Source organism: Dyadobacter ginsengisoli DSM 21015, from assembly GCF_059568735.1.
Genome location: NZ_JCANTY010000003.1, coordinates 42,933 through 61,225, shown reverse-complemented (window position 1 = coordinate 61,225; position 18,293 = coordinate 42,933). Strand labels below are relative to the sequence as shown.

The following is an 18,293-nucleotide window of genomic DNA, read 5'->3' as shown; positions in this document are numbered from 1 at the left end:
TGTATCAGTCATCGTGCCGCCGATTCCATCCGCGTGACCTCCGTCACTTCTACCGTGAGAAACCCAAATTCTTCCGTGACCGTACCCCGGATTTTATATACGCCCTTCACGGTCGCATTGATCTGGGTGCCCGCATTGGGGAAATGTACAGTATCGATAAACTGCCCTTCATAATCCAGGAATGTGCCGAATTGCATCGATTCTCCCCGTGTGGTCCGGGTTGTTTTTAACGCCACCAGGTAGCCATATTGTGTCACTTCCTGATTGACGTATTTATCCAAATCACGTGACATCACACTTTTAGGAAGCGGATTTTTCAGCAGGTTGAACGGACTGCAGAGTGGAAAACCCAGCAACTCGATCTGATCGTAGGCATCGTCCAGGATAGAGGAGTGGAAAACCGGCAGCTCGAAATCTTTGATCTCGGTATGGAACAGCTGTTTCTGAGGAACCTTTACCGGCGTGGTGCTAAGCCTGAAATGCGCTTTCCAGAGGAGGGTCTTCTTGTCGACTCCTGTGTAACGAAACGCATCTATCCGGATCAGGATCGTAAGCTGCTCAATGGAAATGACGACCCGGTCGAGAAAATCATGCAGGGACGTAAAGGGGCCGTCCTGCTTCCGGGCGGTCAGGATCCTTTCAATGGTCCTTTCTTCGAGATCGTTTAAAAACTGCATTCCGAGGTAGATATCGCTCCCTTCTATGGTGGTTTGGGCCAGACTGTGATTCACACATGGCGCATAAACCTTTGCGCCGAGCATTCGCGCTTCATGTACGTACAGTTCGGGCGCGTAAAAGCCGCCGCCGTTGTTGAGAACGGCTACCATGAACTCCAGCGGAAAGTAAGCTTTCAGAAAAAGCGTCTGGTAGCTTTCTACGGCGTAGGAGGCGGAATGTCCTTTGGCAAATGCGAATCCCGCGAAACTGGCGATCTGATTCCATATTTCCATGGTCATTGCGTCATCGTAACCCCTGTTCCGGCAGTTTTTGAAATACTTGCTCCTGACTCTCTCAAACTCTTCACGCCCCCGGAATTTTCCGCTCATACCGCGTCTAATCACATCCGCTTCCCCGAGCGTGAGCCCTGCAAAATAATGCGCTACTTTGATCACGTCTTCCTGATAGACCATAATTCCGTAGGTTTCTTCCATCAGTTCCAGCAGGCGCGGATGCGCCTCATTGCGTTTTTCGGGGTTGCGATGCCTCAGAATGTACTCACGCATCATACCACTTTTGGCAACGCCGGGACGGATGATCGAGCTGGCAGCGACCAGGCCCAAATAATTGTTTACTTCCAGTTTTTTCAGAAGCATCCGCATCGCCGGCGACTCTACATAGAAACAGCCAATGCATTGAGCCTGCCGGATCAGATCGTTGATTTTGGGATCGGTTTTGAACTTCTTTACATCATCGATATCAAATGCAGGCGCGTCGGGGCGGTTATAACGAATAATTTCCAGGGTTTCCTTGATCTTCGCGAGCCCGCGCTGGCCGAGGATGTCGTACTTATTCAAACCGACATCTTCCGCAATAACCATATCAAACTGGGTCGTCGGGAAGCCTTTGGGAGGAATGTTTGTTGCCGTGAAATAATGCATCGGGCGTTCCGATATCAGAATGCCGCCGGCATGGATGCTCAGGTGATTAGGCTGGTTATTGGATTGCAGGTAATCGGCATATTTGACGACGAGGCCGGATAGCTGGTCAAGCTTTCGCGGATCGTACTTCCCATTGCTCAATGCATCGATTTCGAAGGCAGGCAAACCAAATACCTTTCCAAGCTCGCGTACGGCGGCACTGTGCTGGAACGTGCTGTATGTAGCCAGCAATGCTGCCTGGCCATTTTTGCCGTAAGTCTCAAAAATATAGCTGGTTACATCTTCACGGTCGCGCCAGGAAAAATCGATATCGAAATCTGGCGGGTTTTTGCGATGTAGGTTGATGAACCGCTCGAAGTAAAGGTCCAGTTCGATCGGGTCGACATTGGTAATGTTGAGCAAATAGGCGATGATGCTGTTGGCACCGCTGCCCCGGCCGACATAAAAATATCCTTTACGGCGCGCATAGCTCACAATGTCATGATTGACGAGAAAAAAAGGGACAAAATTCTGTTGCCGGATCATTTCCAGCTCCTTGGCAATTCGGTCGAAAATTTCATCGGTGATCTGGTCGCCATACCGGTATCCGAGCGCCTGATAGCTCATCGACGTAAGCTTTCGAAAATCATCTTCTTCGTTCTTGCCAAAAATTTTCAGATTCTGGTGTTGCCGGTCTTCGCCAAAGCCGAATTGGATCTGGCATTCATCCATCAGCTTGCGGGTATTGTACAGAATGGTACGGAAATCCTTTTGGGTGAAATGATATTCCAGCACTTTGGCAGGCATGATCTGCTCATGCTCCCGGGCCGTTTCTGAGGGGGAGAGCTTGCTCAATAGCGTGTTCTCATCGATAGCGCGTAATAACCTGTGTGCGTTGAAATCTTTTTTGTTCCGGAATGTCAGGGGTTGTTGGATCACCAGCCGATCGCTTAGCTGGTGTAGCCGCGAGTAATGCAGTTTATCGAGATCCTGGGTCGAGATACCGATGTATTCATTGGTGTTAAACCGCTCACGTTTTTCCCGGTTCACTTTTTCGAACGGATAAACAAACACAACATGCTCCATTTCCGGTGCCTGGTCGGGAAAAGCGTTACCCGCATTCATCTGTGCCGACAAATATGCGTTAAGCTCCTGGAAACCTGCATTGTTTTTGGCCAATCCGATAAACTGCTGTGTAACACCATTCCGAAAATCAATGCCGACTACCGGTTTGATATCGAACCGCGGGGCCATCCGGATGAAATTCAAACAACCGGAGGTGTTGTTGATGTCAGTCAACGCGACGCAATCGTAACCGTTTTCCTTGCATAACCCAAGCAGATGATCCTCGGAAATCGTTCCGAAACGCAGGCTGAAGTAAGAGTGGCAGTTGAGTAGCATATTGATTGTAAAAGATAAATTCCCTTCGATTGCACAACCGGTTAGGCATTCCGGTGCGCCGGAATAATGGGTGGATCGCCATTGAAAGGATTGCCCATACTTCCGATCTCAGATACCTCCATGGTACTGGCCCAGGTAAGGATCTGATCGCCATCTTTGTTGTAGGCATATTTGGTTTTAATGTGATCCATCGCCTGATAAAGATTAAGCCTTTCTACTGTATCATCGAACAGGTTGATCTGGTAGTTACCTGTCACAAGGTCGCTGAAACTGACACCTACCAGCCGCACCATCATTCGCCGGTTATAGAGTTGCACGAAAAGCCGTTCGATCTGTGGAATGAGCACATGGTCGGCTGATGTGTACGGTATTTTGAGCTGCCTGGAAAAGGTGTTGAAATCCGAATACCGTATTTTGACCGAAATGCAGGATGTGAGCTTATTGCCGGTCCGGAGCTGGAAAGCCAGCGTTTCAGCCATTGCTCTGATCATCTCTTTCATTTTGAATACATCGCCCGTATCCCGCCCGAATGTGCGCTCGCTGGAAATGGACTTACGTTCGTGAAAGGGAATAATAGGGGAGTCGTCCCGGCCGTTAGCCCTGTTCCACAACGCAATCCCGTTTTTTCCGAAAATCTGCCCCATTACCTCCATCGGCATTTCCTGGATGGTACGGACATATCTGATACCGAGGTTATTCAGGGTCTGTCCCGTCTTTTCACCGACCATCGGGATCTTCTGCACCTTCATTGGTGCCAGAAACGGCTTTTCCTGCCCGGCATCGATTTTCTTGTGATTATTGGGCTTAGCTTCGCCCGTAGCGACCTTGGAAACTAGTTTATTTGTAGCCAGCCCCAACGAAATCGGGAGGCCGGTCTCTTTAATAATGCGTTCGCGCAGCTCTGTGGCCATTTTGTAGCAGTTAAAGTACTTGTCCATTCCTGACAGATCTGCGTAAAACTCATCGATACTCGCTTTTTCAAAAACAGGTACACTCTGGCTGATGATCTCACTTACTTCCTTTGAATGCTTTGCGTAGGTACCGCCGTCTCCGCGGATCACCGTGGCTTCGGGGCAGAGCATGCGGGCCATTTTCATCGGCATACCGGAGTGGATTCCGAACTGTCTGGTTTCGTAGCTGCACGCGGCCACGACGCCCCGATCACCGGTCCCGCCCACGAGAATGGGCTTGTTCTCGAGGCGGGGATCGGTCTTGCGTTCTACGGATACGAAAAATGTATCCAGGTCAAAATGTAATATCGCACGGTCCACGGTCTTGGAGTTTTTACTAATTTTTGGATTTATTCCAAATATATGGATATGATCCATGATGTGAAAGGAAATATTCCAAAATATTTTTGTATGTTTGGAAGTGTTCCAATGAAACACAAATGGATTGGTATAACCCACTTGCTTATGGTGATCGAGGAAGAATTCAGGCGTTTTAAACAGATCCGGGAGGAGCTAAATATGACCCAGTCCGCATTCGCGGAAGAACTGGGGATCAGTGCCACCACGGCGGATATTGAGCGCGGGCGTACACGCATACCCGGGCAGGTCGTGAAGGAACTGCTGAGAAAATATCATATCAACCCGCTCTGGCTGTTTGGGGATAGTTCGCAGAAATACCTGCATGCGGATAAAATTTACCTGAACCCGAAAGTGGTGACAGTGGATAACACCGGTCAGGAGAATATTGTGATGGTAAGTGTCAAAGCCGCCGCTGGTTACCCTAACAATATCGGTGATGCGCAATGGTTTGAAAGTTTACCCGCATTCACAATCCCATTGCCCGAATACCGGAATGCCAGTTTTCGTGGGTTTCAGGTCGACGGTGACAGTATGACACCCGCATTACAGTCGGGCGAGTGGATCGTTGGAAGAGCGATAGATGACTGGGATGGCCTGAATGAGAAGAATATATATGTTGTGGTTACCGTCGACAGCGTGCTGGTTAAGAAAGTACGGAGAGAACAGCCAGGCAATTTTGCCAATCTGATATCCCTCAATCCGGAATATGCACCGATCCGGATCGATCGAAGCGAAATCCGGGAAATTTGGCAGGTGAACAGTAAGCTGAGTTTCGACTTAGAGGCCGATCAGCAACAGGTTAGCTTGCACAGCATTTATCAGGAAATGCGGGATCTCAGACAGGAGGTGAAAAAGCTTGCAAAAGGATAGTACGGATTTGCCTGCCTAAACCTCTTCCGCGAGCAATTGCTTTTCGTACAATTCTTTGTAAGCCCCGTTGCTTGCCATGAGCTCGGTATGAGTGCCTTGCTCCACGATTTTACCTTCGTCGAGAACGACGATCTTGTCGGCCAGTTTTGCCGATGATACCCGATGTGAAATGATCACGGAAGTGCGGTTTTCCATAATCCTTTTCATGTTGTTCAGGATGATGTTCTCGGTATTGGTGTCGACGGCGGAGAGGCAGTCGTCCAGCACAAGGATTTTTGGGTCGCGGGCGATAGCCCTGGCGATGGATAGGCGCTGTTTCTGGCCGCCGGAAAGGGTAATACCCCGTTCTCCGAGAACGGTCTCGTAGCCCTGCGGGAAATCCTGGATGTTGTAATACAGATCTGCATCTTTCACAGCCTGTTCGATCCGTTCAAATGGCATATCCAACGTTCCGAAACGCACATTGTTCTGGATTGTATCCGAAAAGAGGAAGACATCCTGAGGAACGTAACCGATTTGGCGGCGGTACTCCCTCACATCATAGTCCTTCATGGGTATATCGTCGATCAGGATCTGTCCGCCGGTAGGGTCGTAAAGCCGGCAGAGCAAATGTGCGAGCGTACTCTTACCCGAACCGGTAGTCCCCAGGATCGCGACGGTTTCACCAGCTTCGACGGTGAGGTCAAAGTCATGCAAGGCCTGGATACCTGAATCGGGGTATACGAAACCGACATGACGGAATGTGATTTTGCCGTCTAATGTGCGGGTTACGTCTTTTTCAGAAACCAAGGTTGTTTTTTCATCCAAAAACTCATTGATCCGGAGCTGGGATGAGGCGGCCCGCTGGATTTGGCTGGTGGTCCAGCCCAAAGCCATCACAGGCCATGTCAGCATGTTGACATACAGGATGAATTCGGTAATGTTACCGGGGGTAAGTTGCCCGTTGATGATTTCCTGACCGCCTATGTAAATGATCAGGATATTACTCAGCCCGATCAGCAGGAGGATCACAGGATAGAAAAAAGAATCGACCTTGGTGAGGCCGAGGGATTTGGTTTTAAAAACTTCGGCTTCCTTTTCAAAATTAGTAAAAGAATGGTTTTCCTGAACGAAGGATTTGATTACCCTGATCCCTGAAAATGCCTCCTGCACGTAAGTGGAAAGTGCCGAAAGCTGTTTCTGGATTTCCTGCGACCGCTTCATGATCATGCTATTGACCACATATACGCTGACAGACAGAACGGGCAGTGGTAACAGGACGTAGAAAGTCAGTTTGGGGCTGACGGACACCATGTAAGAGATGACCAGGAAAAACAGCACGATGAGGTTAATCCCGTACATCAGCGCCGGACCGAGGTAAATGCGTACGTTGCTGACATCTTCCGAAATGCGGGCCATTAGGTCGCCGGTGCTATGCCTGCGGAAAAAGGCAGCCGGAAGCGTTTGATAGTGTTGATAAATATCGTTTTTAAGCTCGAATTCAATGTGCCTCGACATCACGATGATCGTCTGCCGGACCAGAAAAAGGAAAATGCCTTTCAGGAATGCCATCAGCAGGATCAGAAACCCATAAAGCAGAATGCTGAACGCGAAGATGTCATACATTTCGGTTTGCAGTGAGACGCCATTAAAAAGGTAGTAGACGTTCAGCGTTTCAATCACCAGGTCGAGCGCATAGCGTACGAGCTGGGCAGGAATAATGCCAAAAAGGTTGGAGATAATTGTAAAAATGGTACCGAGAATGAGATACCATTTGTATTTCCACAAATACTTGTTGAGGAATTTTAATGCTTTCACCAGTTCAGATTTTAGATCTGCGCCGCAAGACGCTTTACAGGCAACATCCTATTTTACCAAAACGTTGCAAAATTAAAACGCTGCATCTCAATTTTCCGATTGTGAACAAAATAGTCTAATTTTGCGGTCAATTTAAACATTCAATGCGGGGTACAACTGAATGGCCTTGCAATACATGCAGACACGTTCTTTGATTTACTGTACCTTTTATCCAATTAGTGTTCCGGCTTATGCTGAATAGAAGATTACTCAGGACCAAAGCGGTCCAGGCGCTTTATGCCCGGCAACTGACAGCTGATGCAAACCGTTTGCTGGCTCTCGACCATATTGAAGAGGCTTTTGCTCCGGATCTTAACTCTATGGAGTTTCAGAACCGGCCGAAACTGGCAGGAATGAAAAAACTGGCCAATATGACGCTCGACGAGCTCATCAAAAACGGAAAGCCAAACGACGATGAAGAGTTGCCTGAGCAGGTACTGAAAGTGGCCCGGAGTGCTTATGAAGCCTACAACCGGCAGACGATCAGCGACGGAGAGAAGGTGATTCGCCGGGTTTTGAATGAGACGGAGACCATTTATGCCGATTTCATACGCGTGCTTTCGATGCTGATCGAGCTTTCCCATCAGGCTAAAATCGATAGGGAGAGAAGGTATGACGACCCCGAAGCCCCATTTCCAAAGGATTCCGGGCTGGACACAAACAGGGTGATCAAGGTTTTGGTCGAAGACAAGGCACTGGAAGAGGAAATCATCCGGAGCGGAATTAACTGGAGCGGTGAAATCAACCTGATCCGGAAGATCTACAGGGAAGGGTTGCGGAAGGATGAAGAATATGAGAAGTATTGTAAAGAAGTTACCCATACGCCGGAAGAGGACCAGGCCATTGTGCAATATGTGCTCAGGCAGATTATCCTGAAACATGAAGTATCACTGGGATATCTCGAACAGCGCGATCTCTACTGGGTGGATCATAGCGAATTGATCAGGAGCCTTTCTATCAAAACATTAAAATCGGCAGATCACAGCCACACCTTCCAACTGGCGCCGCTCACCAAGGACTGGGAGGAAGATCGTGCATTTGTGGAGGAATTGTGCAAGATTGTCGTGGCTGAAAGCGATCAGTACGATATCTATCTGGAAGACCAGCTGAAAAACTGGGAGCTCGAAAGGATTGCATTGGTTGATCTCATCATTCTGAAAACGGCATTGGCGGAACTGATCCATTTCCCGGGAATTCCGGTGAAAGTAACCATCAATGAGTTTATCGAGATTGCCAAAAGGTACAGTACGCCAAAAAGTGGTAAGTTTGTGAACGGTGTCCTCGATGTGCTTTCAGTCAAACTGGCGCAGGAGGGCATAATCAGAAAAAGCGGTCGCGGATTGATTGATAATAAATAAAAGCTGCCGAAATTGTGCCGCAAGGCATGGAACAATTTTTTGGTACCATGTTTGATAAACGAACAGCGTCCGGATAGACAGCTAAAAACGATAGGAAATCATGAGTAAAACCAGTAATACTTTAATAGCATTCGTGACCGGCTGTGCCACAGGTGCCGCATTGGGAATCCTTTACGCACCCAACAAAGGAGAGGTACTTAGGACGCAACTCACATACAGACTGTCAAAGTATCGGGAGAAGCTTCAGGAGGTAATACAGGATCTGGTTGATAAGAAAGACCAGCCCGATAGTCTGGCCCGCACCGAGGGCGAGCGCGTAGTGAATGATGCCCGCGAAAAAGCGGAGAAGTTGCTTGAAGACGTGGATCGTCTGATGGCTCAGATCAAAGGCCAGACCAGCTGATCCTTTTATGAAACGAATATCGCTATTTGTCCTGTTGGGAACAGCGCTGGCTTTTTCCAACTGTTCGAAAGTCGAAAAGAAAGGTGAGCAAAAACAGGCAGAATCGAAAATGCCTGTTTTTGCTTTGATCGACAGCGCCTCATTTGATTTCGGTACCATTGAGGAAGGAGCGATCGTGGAGCATGACTTCAAATTTCGTAATGACGGCGAATATCCGCTGATTCTTAACAATATCAGCTCATCCTGCGGGTGTACAACACCTGAATGGCCGAAAGACCCGATTGCGCCGAAGCAGACGTCGAGCATTAAAGTCCGTTTCGACAGTAAGCACAAAGCGGGGCCCCAGGTGAAGACAGTGACTGTTTATGCTAACACCGAACCTGCCTATTCGGAGCTCAGGCTAAAAGGTATCGTAAATGCAGCGCCGAAGCCGGAGGGCGAAAAGTAATCTCTCGCAGCGGGCCGCACTTCTTTAAAACATTTATACAACCCATCAATCCAAATGAATTTTTCTCTTTTAGCACAAGCAGCAGCCGGCGGTTCACAAGCCATGATTTATCAGGTGATCATGTGGGTCGGTATTATCGGTGTTTTTTACTTCTTTATGATTCGTCCGCAGCAGAAAAAGCAGAAGGAACAGAAGGAATTGCTTACAAATCTTAAAAAAGGTGATCAGGTTGTTACGATTGGAGGAATCCACGCAAGAATCTACACCGTTGAAGAAGCTACTGTTACATTGGAACTTGACAAAGGTGTGAAGTTGACTGTTGATAAATCAGCTATTTCCCGCACCATTGCAGGGTAACTAATCATGGATAGCATGCATTCGTTGTAGTGCATGCATTTTTTTATTTGTCGTGAGCCAAGTCCCACCCAACCCGAACAGGATTAAAACATTCATAGGATGCTTGCTTGCAGCGTCCTTTTTTTGGTTAATGAATGTGCTGAATAAGGACAACTATTCCCTGAAACTGAATTACCCACTCTCCATTGAGTATGATAATTCCGCTTATGTCCCTATGCAGCCTTTGCCAAAACGCATTTCGGTAAATGTGACGGGCGATGGCTGGACGTTGCTGCAAAAGTCCTGGCTGAATTTCAATGCCAACCCGGTGGTGTATCGGGTGCAGAACCCGACTGTCGCCAGCTTTATCAATTCGACTACATTGACGGACCAGATCACGGACATGTTCCCCAATTTGCATGTCAACTATGTAGTGTCCGATACTTTCGAACTCAACTTCGAGCCTAAAATCAGGAAAATTATTCCCATCAGGGTAGATAGCACCGGCATTGACATGCGGGAAGGCTATGTAATATCCAGTTTTATCAATGTGTCGCCGTCTCTTATATCAGTGGATGGCCCTGTTTCACTGATCAAAACGTATCCCGATACCATCCGGGTGCCGGTACTCACTCCCAAAATACAGAACAACTATGATGAAAGCCTGCCCATTCCATTGCCGGTATCGCCGCTGGTGGAGGTAAGCCATCGGGACGTTTATGTAAGTTTTGAGGTAGCGCAGTACCTGAATGCGGCACCTAAGGAGTAAAGCTTATCCCATTTTTTCGAAGCATCATGGATTTACCGCGTCTGATAGGAGTTACCGGTGGCATAGGTTCCGGTAAAAGCATGGTATGCAGGTTGTTCGAATGCCTGGATATTCCTGTTTACTACGCCGACAGCCGGGCTAAATGGCTCACCAATCATAACAGCGAAATTCGCGAGCGGGTAGTTGCATTGCTTGGGCCGGACGCTTACGAGCCGGAGGGACGTTACAATACTGTTTTTGTTTCGTCAAAGGTTTTCAAAAATGAGGCTTTGTTAAAAGACTTGAATGCGATTATCCATCCTGTGGTTCTCAGGGATACTCAGGAATGGGTGAAACAGCACTCCGGGTTGCCTTATGTGGTAAAAGAAGCGGCAATCATGGGGCGCGCAGGTCAGGCCAATGTGGTGGACTATGTTGTAGTGGTGCAAGCGCCGGCTGAGATCAGGGTTAAACGTATTCTGCAGAGAGATCAAAGGACTGAGCAGGAGATACGGGCGATCATTGCGCGGCAGGTTTCAGACGCTTCTCGCCTTGACATTGCCGATTATGTAGTCAACAATGACGACTCTTCTGCATTGATACCACAGGTTTTGGAGCTGCACCGGATTTTCCGGCTGGCCAGATAAAGCCTTTTAGAAATCTACATCCAGTCCCAGAGCCTGTTTCAACTCAAGCAGATAGGGATTTTTCTCCGCCATGTAATTGAATTTTTCTGCCGGTGTATAAGGCAATCGGTTCACCTCCTGAGGAGCTACCCGGGGGTTGATATCCAGTTTCGGAGCATCGAGACGGCTTTTCAGGAAGCCGAGCAGGTCGTACCGTACATTCATGACGGCGTCGAACTGATGGTCATTATCGAGGGCAATTTCGATTGTGGTTCCGTTCAGCTGGAATTCCCGGTTCAATGTAATCTGTTCGGTCGTCGAATTTCCTCCTTGCTGGCGTCTTTCCGAAAATTCATACCATAATCTTTGAAGATTACTCAAGGTTAGTTGCTCTTTTTTTCCGTTGCCGGCGGGGGCTGCATAGTCAGTCACCGGTTGGTTGGGCATTTCTTTCGTCGCCGGAGCAGGTGAGGACATCACCGGGGGCGTCAGCGAAATAGTACTCTTCAGACGTGAAGGAGCGGCTGCTTGCTGAACAGGTTGAGGCTGGGGAGCCACATAGGTTACCCCATTTGAGGGACTGCCATTGACGGCAGCAGCTTCCGGCGAGGCAGAGACAGGTGCAGCTACGGGTTGCTCAGGTTGGGGGTCAACTTTTTTTTTTGCCGTTTCATCAACGGCGGCAAGTGAATGAAGTTGAAGAACCTGGGGCAAATTGGCGAGTTTCATGAGGCAGAGCTCTACATGTAGTCGCTGGTTTTTGGCAGATTTGTAATTGATGTCACATTGCCCCGTAATGCTGAGTGCCGATAATAGAAAGCTCAAATCGGCCATTAATGACTGTTCAAGGTATTTCCGCTCTGCCGACTCCGATACCTGCAGGAGCGTTACCGTCGCCGGATCTTTACAAACAAGCAGGTTCCTGAAATGTTCCAGCAGGCCAACTACGAACAAGTGACCGTCAAAACCCTTTCTCAGAATTTCATCAAACAACACCAGTGACCGGGCAATGCTGCCTGCTGTCAGGGCATCGGTGATTTTGAAATAGTAATCGTAGTCGAGAATATGGAGATTTTCCAGTACAGCCTCATAGGTGAGGTGATTATTGGTGGAAAAAGTCACATTCAGATCAAACATCGACAATGCATCGCGTAGTCCGCCATCTGCCTTTTGCCCGATGAGTTCAAGTGCGTCTTTTTCAGCATCGATTCCCTCTTTCTGTGCAATGTCAGCCAGGTGATAGGCGATGTCCTTGGCCTGAATGCGGTTAAAGTCGAAAATCTGGCAACGCGACAGGATCGTGGGCAGAATTTTGTGCTTTTCAGTGGTAGCAAGGATAAAGATCGCATAGGATGGCGGCTCTTCCAGCGTCTTCAGAAATGCATTGAAAGCTGCTTGCGAAAGCATGTGTACCTCGTCGATGATGTAGATCTTGTACTTCCCGGTCTGGGGAGGATAGCGGACCTGATCGATCAGATTCCGGATGTCTTCGACCGAGTTGTTGGAAGCTGCATCGAGCTCGTGGATATTGAAGGACGCATTGTTCTGAAAGCTCACGCAGGACTCGCATTCCCCACAGGCCTCAACGTCGTCGCCCAGGTCCTGACAGTTGATTGTTTTGGCCAGAATACGTGCACAAGTCGTTTTTCCTACGCCACGGGGGCCACAAAATAAAAAGGCCTGGGCGAGGTGATTGGTGCGAATCGCATTCTTTAAAGTGGTAGTGATGTGTGACTGCCCTACCACCGAATCAAAGGTGACGGGACGATACTTCCTGGCCGAAACAACGAAATGATCCATGGTGCAAGTTACTTCCGCGGGCCGGATTTTCAAAGCTACTTTTTTGTGACGAGGGGGTAGACACGCACGTAATCGACCTCCATTTTTTGAGGGAAAATGCTGTCATCCACGCCTTTTTGCCCGCCCCAATTGCCGCCTACCGCCACATTCAAAATCATATGAAAAGGTTTGTCGAAAGGCCATTCCGCCCATTGATAACCCGGCTCTTTTTTGAATGTAAAATAGGGATTGCCGTCTACGAGGATCGAAACCGTTGCGGGCGTCCATTCGCATGAATAGATATGGAAGCCATCTGAGAGGCCATTCACAACGATATTGTTGCCTTTGTTGGTTTTGATGGCATGATTGAACGCCTTGGTGTGGATATTGCCGTGCAGACGGTCCTGGTCGAATCCCACATGTTCCATGATATCGATCTCACCGTTATCCGGCCAGCCTTTGTTGCCATAGTCATTACCACTGGCCAGCATCCAGATCGCCGGCCAGGTGCCGCGGCCTTTGGGCAGCTTCGCCCGAATCTCGAACTTACCATAAAGAAAATCGCCTTTGCCTTTCGAAACCAGGCGTGCGGAGCTATACTGTTGTTTTCCCGAGGGCTCTTTAATCGCTGTAATCACCAGATTTCCATGCTCGACCTTGGCGTTTTCGATTTTGTCGGTGTAGTTTTCCAGTTCATTGTTTCCCCATCCGTGATCTCCGAGGTCGTAACTCCATTTGGAGGCATCGGGTTTGCCGGTGTAGTTGAATTCGTCCTGCCAGGATGGAGTAGTGGCGAATTCGGAGGTTGAAGTCATTGGCTTCGGTTTTTCCGAAAGTTGAGCACAGCCTGACGTGGAGATCAATACCCCCGCCGCTACAATGGCCAGCAGTTGGCCAAGTGGATGACAATTTTCTTTCATCATTACGCTTCTGTTCAATCTTATTTTCGAAACAGTTTAAATCGATCCTTCTGAGCGCAGCATTGGCTTCGTTCAATTTCTTAATTCACACTGATTGTTCTGGACGAAAGAGCACCCGGAGTCTCGCCGGATCTTCCCAAACATATCAAAATTTCCCATAACCCTGAATTATAAATTCATGAAACCCAGCATTTAGTAAAATCCTGACCATTTCATGCTTAATTTTGCAGTCCCGCACATCGTTTTATGTAATGAAGGAGATTAAGTTGAGGACGGAGGTTGAGTTGGATGCCTCGGATTGGAAAATAGATCATCATTCCAAAATACTGACCATCGGTTCCTGTTTCGCTGATGTACTGGGAGGCCAGCTTGAGAATTATAAATTCGATGTGCTCAATAACCCGTTCGGAACCATATTTAACCCGCTCACGATCTGCAAGACCATAGATCAGGCAATGGACAGGAAGCAACCCAATCCGGCGTTGTTCCTGCAAAATTCAGATCATATCTGGCTACATCACGACTATCATTCTTCCCTTTGGGCTAAGGAACAAAGTGTTCTGGCGGGGATGCTGGCCGATAAGGCCGACTCAGTTGGCAGCTTCCTGAAAGAAGCCGACCTTCTGGTGATCACGCTTGGTACCGCTTTTGCCTATCGCCACCGGAAGACCAATCAGATTATTGGTAACTGCCATAAGCTGCCAGGCGACAGGTTCTTGAAGGAACTGCTGCATTTCGATCAGATCCTCATCCCATTCGAACAGTTGATCCAGAAACTGATCCCATATAACCGGAAACTGCGGATCATGCTTACTGTCAGTCCCGTACGTCATACGCGAGATACATTACCGCTGAACCAGGTGAGCAAATCCACATTATGCCTGGTATGCCACAGGTTATCGGAAAAATACAAACATGTGGGCTACTTTCCTTCGTATGAAATTATGATCGACGAGTTGCGCGATTACCGGTTTTACAAGGAAGATATGATCCATCCGAGCGGTGTGGCCGAAGCGTACATTTTCAATGCTTTCGGGCAGGCATTCATCCAGCCGGAAGCGCAGAAGTTTATGAAAGAATGGGATTCAGTGCGCGATAGCCTGGCGCATCGCCCGCAGCACGGCTTCACACCCGGGCATTTGAAAATGCTGAAATCGCTGTGGAGCAGGCTGAACACATTCTCCCGAAGCCTCGACGTTTCGGCGGAAATGGAGGAAGTGGAAAAAAGAATCGGAGAATTTCCAGGAATGTGACAAACTGATTGGACACATTTCGTGTTGAATAGTATTAGTCAAAGTACCATACCAGATAATGGGAGAATTTACAATCAATAAAGAAAAAGTATTACAGGCATTAAGTACTGTGGAGGAACCGGACCTGAAAAAGGATCTGGTGACGCTCGGTATGATTCAGGATATTGAAATCGGTGTCAATCAGGTTCGTTTTACCGTAGTACTGACAACCCCCGCATGCCCTCTTAAAGAACTGATCCGTAAAAATTGTGAGAATGCGATCCACGAGCACCTAAGTCCGGAGGTGGAAGTGATCATCAAGTTGACGGCCAATGTTACGACCACGAGGCATGCCGGTCCGCTGATCCCAGAGGTCAAAAACGTCATCGCAATTTCGTCAGGCAAAGGAGGAGTAGGGAAGTCGACAGTCACGGCCAATCTGGCGATGGCGCTGCATCGTTCGGGCGCAAAAGTAGGGATTATCGATGCTGACATTTCAGGCCCCTCGATCCCGGTGATGTTCGGTGCGGAGAATATGCAGCCTACTATCACACCTAAAGACGGCAAGAACTACATCAATCCGATCCGTCAATATGGTATCAAAATGATTTCCATCGGATTTCTGACACCACCAGACAGTGCTGTAGTATGGAGAGGGCCCATGGCCAGCCAGGCATTGCGGCAGTTTTTTGGTGATACAGATTGGGGTGAGCTCGATTACCTGCTGATCGACCTGCCTCCCGGAACAGGTGATATACATTTGACTTTGGTACAAACTGTACCCGTTACAGGTGCCGTAGTGGTGACAACACCTCAGAAAGTGGCGCTGGCGGACGCGATCAAGGGAATTTCGATGTTCAAACAGCCCCAGATCAATGTACCCATTCTGGGTGTGATCGAAAATATGTCTTGGTTTACACCCGAAGAGCTGCCGGATCACCGGTACCCTATTTTCGGGAAAGGTGGCGGCCAGGCGCTGGCAGATAAATTTGAAGTGCCATTGATTGGACAGATTCCCCTCGTACAAAGCATACGTGAGGCAGGGGATGAGGGGAAACCAGCGGTAATGGATAACAATGAGATTGTGAATGAAGCATTTATGGCTGCGGCAGAAGCCTTGGCGCAACAAGTGGCGATACGCAATGCCTCCCGGGCTAAAACACAGCCTGTGGAAATCCAGGTTTAATACGAAGTGAGTGAATGATTTGATTTTTTGGATATAATCTTGCATCTTAGCAGACAGACTTTTTAACAATGGATTCAAAAGAAAAAACCATAGAATTAATCGAGCAGGCGCTCGAAACGGTGCGTCCTTATCTGCACGCAGACGGCGGCGACGTGAAACTGGTAGAGCTGACGGATGACCTGATCGTGAAACTGGAATTGCAGGGTTCATGCCAGAGCTGCCCAATGAGCGCCATGACTTTCCGTGCCGGGTTGGAAGAATCGATCCGCAAGGCCGTTCCCCATATCAATAAAGTTGTTTCGGTAAACGTGCCAGAATTGGCGTAATAGCGAAAATAATACTGTGTATCCAAATGTGGGCAGTTCCTGTAATCGGGAACTGCTTTTTGCGTTTTAATCGGTGCGGTGAACAGGCATAAATTGATTCCTCCCGATTAGTCCCTTATATTGCGGACATCATTGGAATGCATTAATCAGGATAATAAAGTATGCGTATCGGAATTTTTTTTGGAGGCCCTTCCCGGGAAAGGGAGATTTCATTTGCGGGTGGTAAAACGGCATTTGAATACCTCGATAAGTCACTTTTTGAGCCGGTACCGGTTTTTGTCGATAGCTTCGGGCGCTTTATCCTGCTACATAAGGAGCTGATGTACTCATCCGAAATCCGGGAGTTTTATCCCGCTCCCGACATTCAGAAAGACGGTTTTAAAACCTATATAGAGTCCTTCCCCGAACTTGCCGCTGCCGGCGTTCCTGCCGAAACCGGTATTTTGCTTGCCCCGTCGGAATTCAGCGCTCATTTTGACTTTGCGTTCCTTGCAATGCATGGCCCCGATTGCGAAGACGGAGCGATACAGGGATTGTTGGAATGGTACAAAATACCGTACAGCGGCCCGGGCCTGATGGGTTCAGCAGTCGGAATCGACAAAATACTGCAGAATGAGATGATCGCGCTGGTCAATGGCCAGGAGAAAAAGAGCTGGACGCTCAGATACAGTCAATGGGTCCCGAAAGAATATCCGTTGCTTTTTCAGGTGTTGAAAAAGCATTTAGGCCTTCCGTTGGTGATCAAGGCGCCGCATCAGGGATCTTCTATTGGTGTTGCGATTGTGAAGGACGACTCGCTGGACGAATTCGTTTCGGCAGTCAATCAATGCTTTTTCCAGGTCGAGCTCGATGCCGATACCTGGGCTGCATTCGACCAGGCGGAAAAGCTTGCCTGGGGCCAAAAAATTGCCAATCTGGATGAAGGCATCGGATTTCCGGTTGTTTTTGAAGGGAGGGCGATTTACCATCCATCTGCGCTGATCACTGAACTGGAAATATACTTCTCGGAAGGGAATACCCACGCTTTGCTCAGCAGTTCCAACGCGGAAGACCAGGTGCTGATCGAAGAATTTGTGAATGGGCAGGAGTTTTCCTGTGGTTGCATTCAGTTCGACGATGGCTCACCGCTGGCATTGCCACCGAGCGAGGTCATCAAGATGGTCAAGGTATTCGACTTCAATGCTAAATATAAGCCGGGAGCCAGCCGGAAACGGATTCCGGTGGACACCACACTGGAAAAGAACCAGGAGATCCAGCAAATGATCGCCAGTGTGTTCCAGCAACTGGGCATCAATGCATGCGTACGGATCGATGGCTTTCTGACCGAGAACGGGACAATTCTGCTTCATGACCCCAACACGATTCCGGGAATGTCGCCTACCTCCTTCATTTTTAAGCAAATGGCGGAAATCGGGCTTAATGTGACTCAGGCACTCACCTACCTGATCCGTCAGTCGTTGCGCGAACGCATACGTACAGGCAAGCAAACCTGGCGCTTGCGCACATTGCTCGCGGCACTGGACGAACGAATCATTGCTAATAATGCATCTGCGAAACCTACGGAGCTGATTGTTTTCAACGCAACGGATGAAGAGTACGTAGCGGCCCGGCTTCGTTACGGGAAGTTGAATGCCGAAGGAGAAGTGACCCCGGTACCGGTATTGAAGGTTGCGGAAGACCGGTATTACAAACTTTCCAATCCGCTCATGTTCAAGGAGTACGTGTCGGATGTGGAAGCGTTGCTGGATACCCGGAGACATCCTTTATTGACAGAAACTTCGGACAGGGCCGCCGCCATCACGTCGTTTTTCGCCGGTGATGTATCCTATGAAATCGAGGTTCTTTCTGATCTGAATACCCTGCAATAGCCGTTTTATAGTTACTTGCAAAGTCTCATAATGAGGGGCTTATGTATTTGTTGGTGAAGTGGTTACAAA

General features: G+C 48.5%; 16 protein-coding genes. 11 read left to right on the top strand and 5 right to left on the bottom strand.

Features of this window, described 5'->3' with window-relative positions:
* Positions 1–8: 8 nt before the first annotated feature.
* Together BP71_RS11135 and dinB are read right to left on the bottom strand one after the other, a co-directional pair.
* Complete coding sequence (locus BP71_RS11135; protein WP_496379121.1) at positions 9–2,978, bottom strand: DNA polymerase III subunit alpha; 2,970 nt, start codon at positions 2,976–2,978, stop codon at positions 9–11.
* Between the two features lie 41 nt (positions 2,979–3,019).
* Positions 3,020–4,249, bottom strand: a complete 1,230-nt coding sequence (gene dinB, locus BP71_RS11130; protein ID WP_496379119.1) for a DNA polymerase IV — start codon at positions 4,247–4,249, stop codon at positions 3,020–3,022.
* A 144-nt stretch (positions 4,250–4,393) separates the two neighbouring features.
* Here dinB and BP71_RS11125 point away from each other — a divergent pair, with 144 nt between their 5' ends.
* Positions 4,394–5,158, top strand: coding sequence for an XRE family transcriptional regulator (locus BP71_RS11125; protein ID WP_496379117.1), 765 nt, complete (start codon positions 4,394–4,396; stop codon positions 5,156–5,158).
* A gap of 15 nt (positions 5,159–5,173) precedes the next feature.
* On the opposite strand, the gene BP71_RS11120 is transcribed toward BP71_RS11125, so the two are convergent.
* Complete coding sequence (locus tag BP71_RS11120; protein ID WP_496379115.1) at positions 5,174–6,955, bottom strand: ABC transporter ATP-binding protein; 1,782 nt, start codon at positions 6,953–6,955, stop codon at positions 5,174–5,176.
* A 230-nt stretch (positions 6,956–7,185) separates the two neighbouring features.
* Here BP71_RS11120 and nusB point away from each other — a divergent pair, with 230 nt between their 5' ends.
* From nusB to coaE, 6 genes are all read left to right on the top strand, one after another.
* Positions 7,186–8,352, top strand: a complete 1,167-nt coding sequence (gene nusB / locus BP71_RS11115) for a transcription antitermination factor NusB (protein ID WP_496379113.1) — start codon at positions 7,186–7,188, stop codon at positions 8,350–8,352.
* 100 nt (positions 8,353–8,452) lie between these two features.
* Positions 8,453–8,755 carry a YtxH domain-containing protein gene (locus tag BP71_RS11110; protein WP_496379111.1) on the top strand — a complete coding sequence of 101 codons (303 nt, stop codon included), beginning with the start codon at positions 8,453–8,455 and terminating at the stop codon, positions 8,753–8,755.
* 7 nt (positions 8,756–8,762) lie between these two features.
* On the top strand, positions 8,763–9,203 hold the full coding sequence (locus BP71_RS11105; RefSeq protein WP_496379110.1) for a DUF1573 domain-containing protein: 441 nt from the start codon (positions 8,763–8,765) through the stop codon (positions 9,201–9,203).
* Between the two features lie 54 nt (positions 9,204–9,257).
* Positions 9,258–9,560: a preprotein translocase subunit YajC gene (gene yajC, locus BP71_RS11100; protein ID WP_496379108.1), complete on the top strand. Its 303-nt coding sequence runs from the start codon at positions 9,258–9,260 to the stop codon at positions 9,558–9,560.
* Positions 9,561–9,690: 130 nt separating this feature from the next.
* Positions 9,691–10,308 (top strand): YbbR-like domain-containing protein, encoded by a 618-nt coding sequence (locus BP71_RS11095; RefSeq protein WP_496379106.1) that lies wholly within the window; start codon positions 9,691–9,693, stop codon positions 10,306–10,308.
* Positions 10,309–10,334: 26 nt separating this feature from the next.
* On the top strand, positions 10,335–10,934 hold the full coding sequence (gene coaE / locus BP71_RS11090; RefSeq protein WP_496379105.1) for a dephospho-CoA kinase: 600 nt from the start codon (positions 10,335–10,337) through the stop codon (positions 10,932–10,934).
* Positions 10,935–10,940: 6 nt separating this feature from the next.
* Here the strand turns inward: coaE and BP71_RS11085 are convergent, their stop codons facing one another.
* Both BP71_RS11085 and BP71_RS11080 read right to left on the bottom strand, forming a co-directional pair.
* Positions 10,941–12,713 carry a DNA polymerase III subunit gamma/tau gene (locus tag BP71_RS11085; RefSeq protein ID WP_496379103.1) on the bottom strand — a complete coding sequence of 591 codons (1,773 nt, stop codon included), beginning with the start codon at positions 12,711–12,713 and terminating at the stop codon, positions 10,941–10,943.
* A 35-nt stretch (positions 12,714–12,748) separates the two neighbouring features.
* The gene (locus BP71_RS11080) at positions 12,749–13,507 is read right to left on the bottom strand and encodes a glycoside hydrolase family 16 protein (protein ID WP_496379102.1); all 759 of its coding nucleotides are present in this window, start codon (positions 13,505–13,507) and stop codon (positions 12,749–12,751) included.
* Positions 13,508–13,863: 356 nt separating this feature from the next.
* On the opposite strand from BP71_RS11080, the gene BP71_RS11075 reads away from it, so the two are divergent.
* The 4 genes from BP71_RS11075 (at position 13,864) to BP71_RS11060 (ending at position 18,224) form a co-directional block, all read left to right on the top strand.
* Positions 13,864–14,865: a GSCFA domain-containing protein gene (locus BP71_RS11075; RefSeq protein ID WP_496379100.1), complete on the top strand. Its 1,002-nt coding sequence runs from the start codon at positions 13,864–13,866 to the stop codon at positions 14,863–14,865.
* A 58-nt stretch (positions 14,866–14,923) separates the two neighbouring features.
* Positions 14,924–16,030 (top strand): iron-sulfur cluster carrier protein ApbC, encoded by a 1,107-nt coding sequence (apbC, locus tag BP71_RS11070; protein WP_496379098.1) that lies wholly within the window; start codon positions 14,924–14,926, stop codon positions 16,028–16,030.
* Positions 16,031–16,098: 68 nt separating this feature from the next.
* A complete protein-coding gene (locus BP71_RS11065; RefSeq protein WP_496379096.1) occupies positions 16,099–16,356 on the top strand; it encodes a NifU family protein in 258 nt (85 codons plus the stop codon).
* A 161-nt stretch (positions 16,357–16,517) separates the two neighbouring features.
* Entirely contained in the window at positions 16,518–18,224 is a 1,707-nt protein-coding gene (locus tag BP71_RS11060; protein WP_496379094.1) for a D-alanine--D-alanine ligase family protein, read from the top strand.
* Positions 18,225–18,293: the final 69 nt, after the last annotated feature.

What these genes read in the sequence shown, in the direction of transcription:
- BP71_RS11125 (WP_496379117.1), top strand. Translation starts at nt 4,394, where the DNA reads ATGGTGATCGAGGAAGAATTCAGGCGTTTTAAACAGATCCGGGAGGAG.
- coaE (WP_496379105.1), top strand. Translation starts at nt 10,335, where the DNA reads ATGGATTTACCGCGTCTGATAGGAGTTACCGGTGGCATAGGTTCCGGT.
- apbC (WP_496379098.1), top strand. Translation starts at nt 14,924, where the DNA reads ATGGGAGAATTTACAATCAATAAAGAAAAAGTATTACAGGCATTAAGT.
- BP71_RS11065 (WP_496379096.1), top strand. Translation starts at nt 16,099, where the DNA reads ATGGATTCAAAAGAAAAAACCATAGAATTAATCGAGCAGGCGCTCGAA.
- BP71_RS11135 (WP_496379121.1), bottom strand. Translation starts at nt 2,978, where the DNA reads ATGCTACTCAACTGCCACTCTTACTTCAGCCTGCGTTTCGGAACGATT.
- BP71_RS11085 (WP_496379103.1), bottom strand. Translation starts at nt 12,713, where the DNA reads ATGGATCATTTCGTTGTTTCGGCCAGGAAGTATCGTCCCGTCACCTTT.
- BP71_RS11095 (WP_496379106.1), top strand. Translation starts at nt 9,691, where the DNA reads ATGAATGTGCTGAATAAGGACAACTATTCCCTGAAACTGAATTACCCA.
- BP71_RS11105 (WP_496379110.1), top strand. Translation starts at nt 8,763, where the DNA reads ATGAAACGAATATCGCTATTTGTCCTGTTGGGAACAGCGCTGGCTTTT.
- BP71_RS11110 (WP_496379111.1), top strand. Translation starts at nt 8,453, where the DNA reads ATGAGTAAAACCAGTAATACTTTAATAGCATTCGTGACCGGCTGTGCC.
- yajC (WP_496379108.1), top strand. Translation starts at nt 9,258, where the DNA reads ATGAATTTTTCTCTTTTAGCACAAGCAGCAGCCGGCGGTTCACAAGCC.
- BP71_RS11080 (WP_496379102.1), bottom strand. Translation starts at nt 13,507, where the DNA reads ATGACTTCAACCTCCGAATTCGCCACTACTCCATCCTGGCAGGACGAA.
- BP71_RS11060 (WP_496379094.1), top strand. Translation starts at nt 16,518, where the DNA reads ATGCGTATCGGAATTTTTTTTGGAGGCCCTTCCCGGGAAAGGGAGATT.
- nusB (WP_496379113.1), top strand. Translation starts at nt 7,186, where the DNA reads ATGCTGAATAGAAGATTACTCAGGACCAAAGCGGTCCAGGCGCTTTAT.
- BP71_RS11075 (WP_496379100.1), top strand. Translation starts at nt 13,864, where the DNA reads ATGAAGGAGATTAAGTTGAGGACGGAGGTTGAGTTGGATGCCTCGGAT.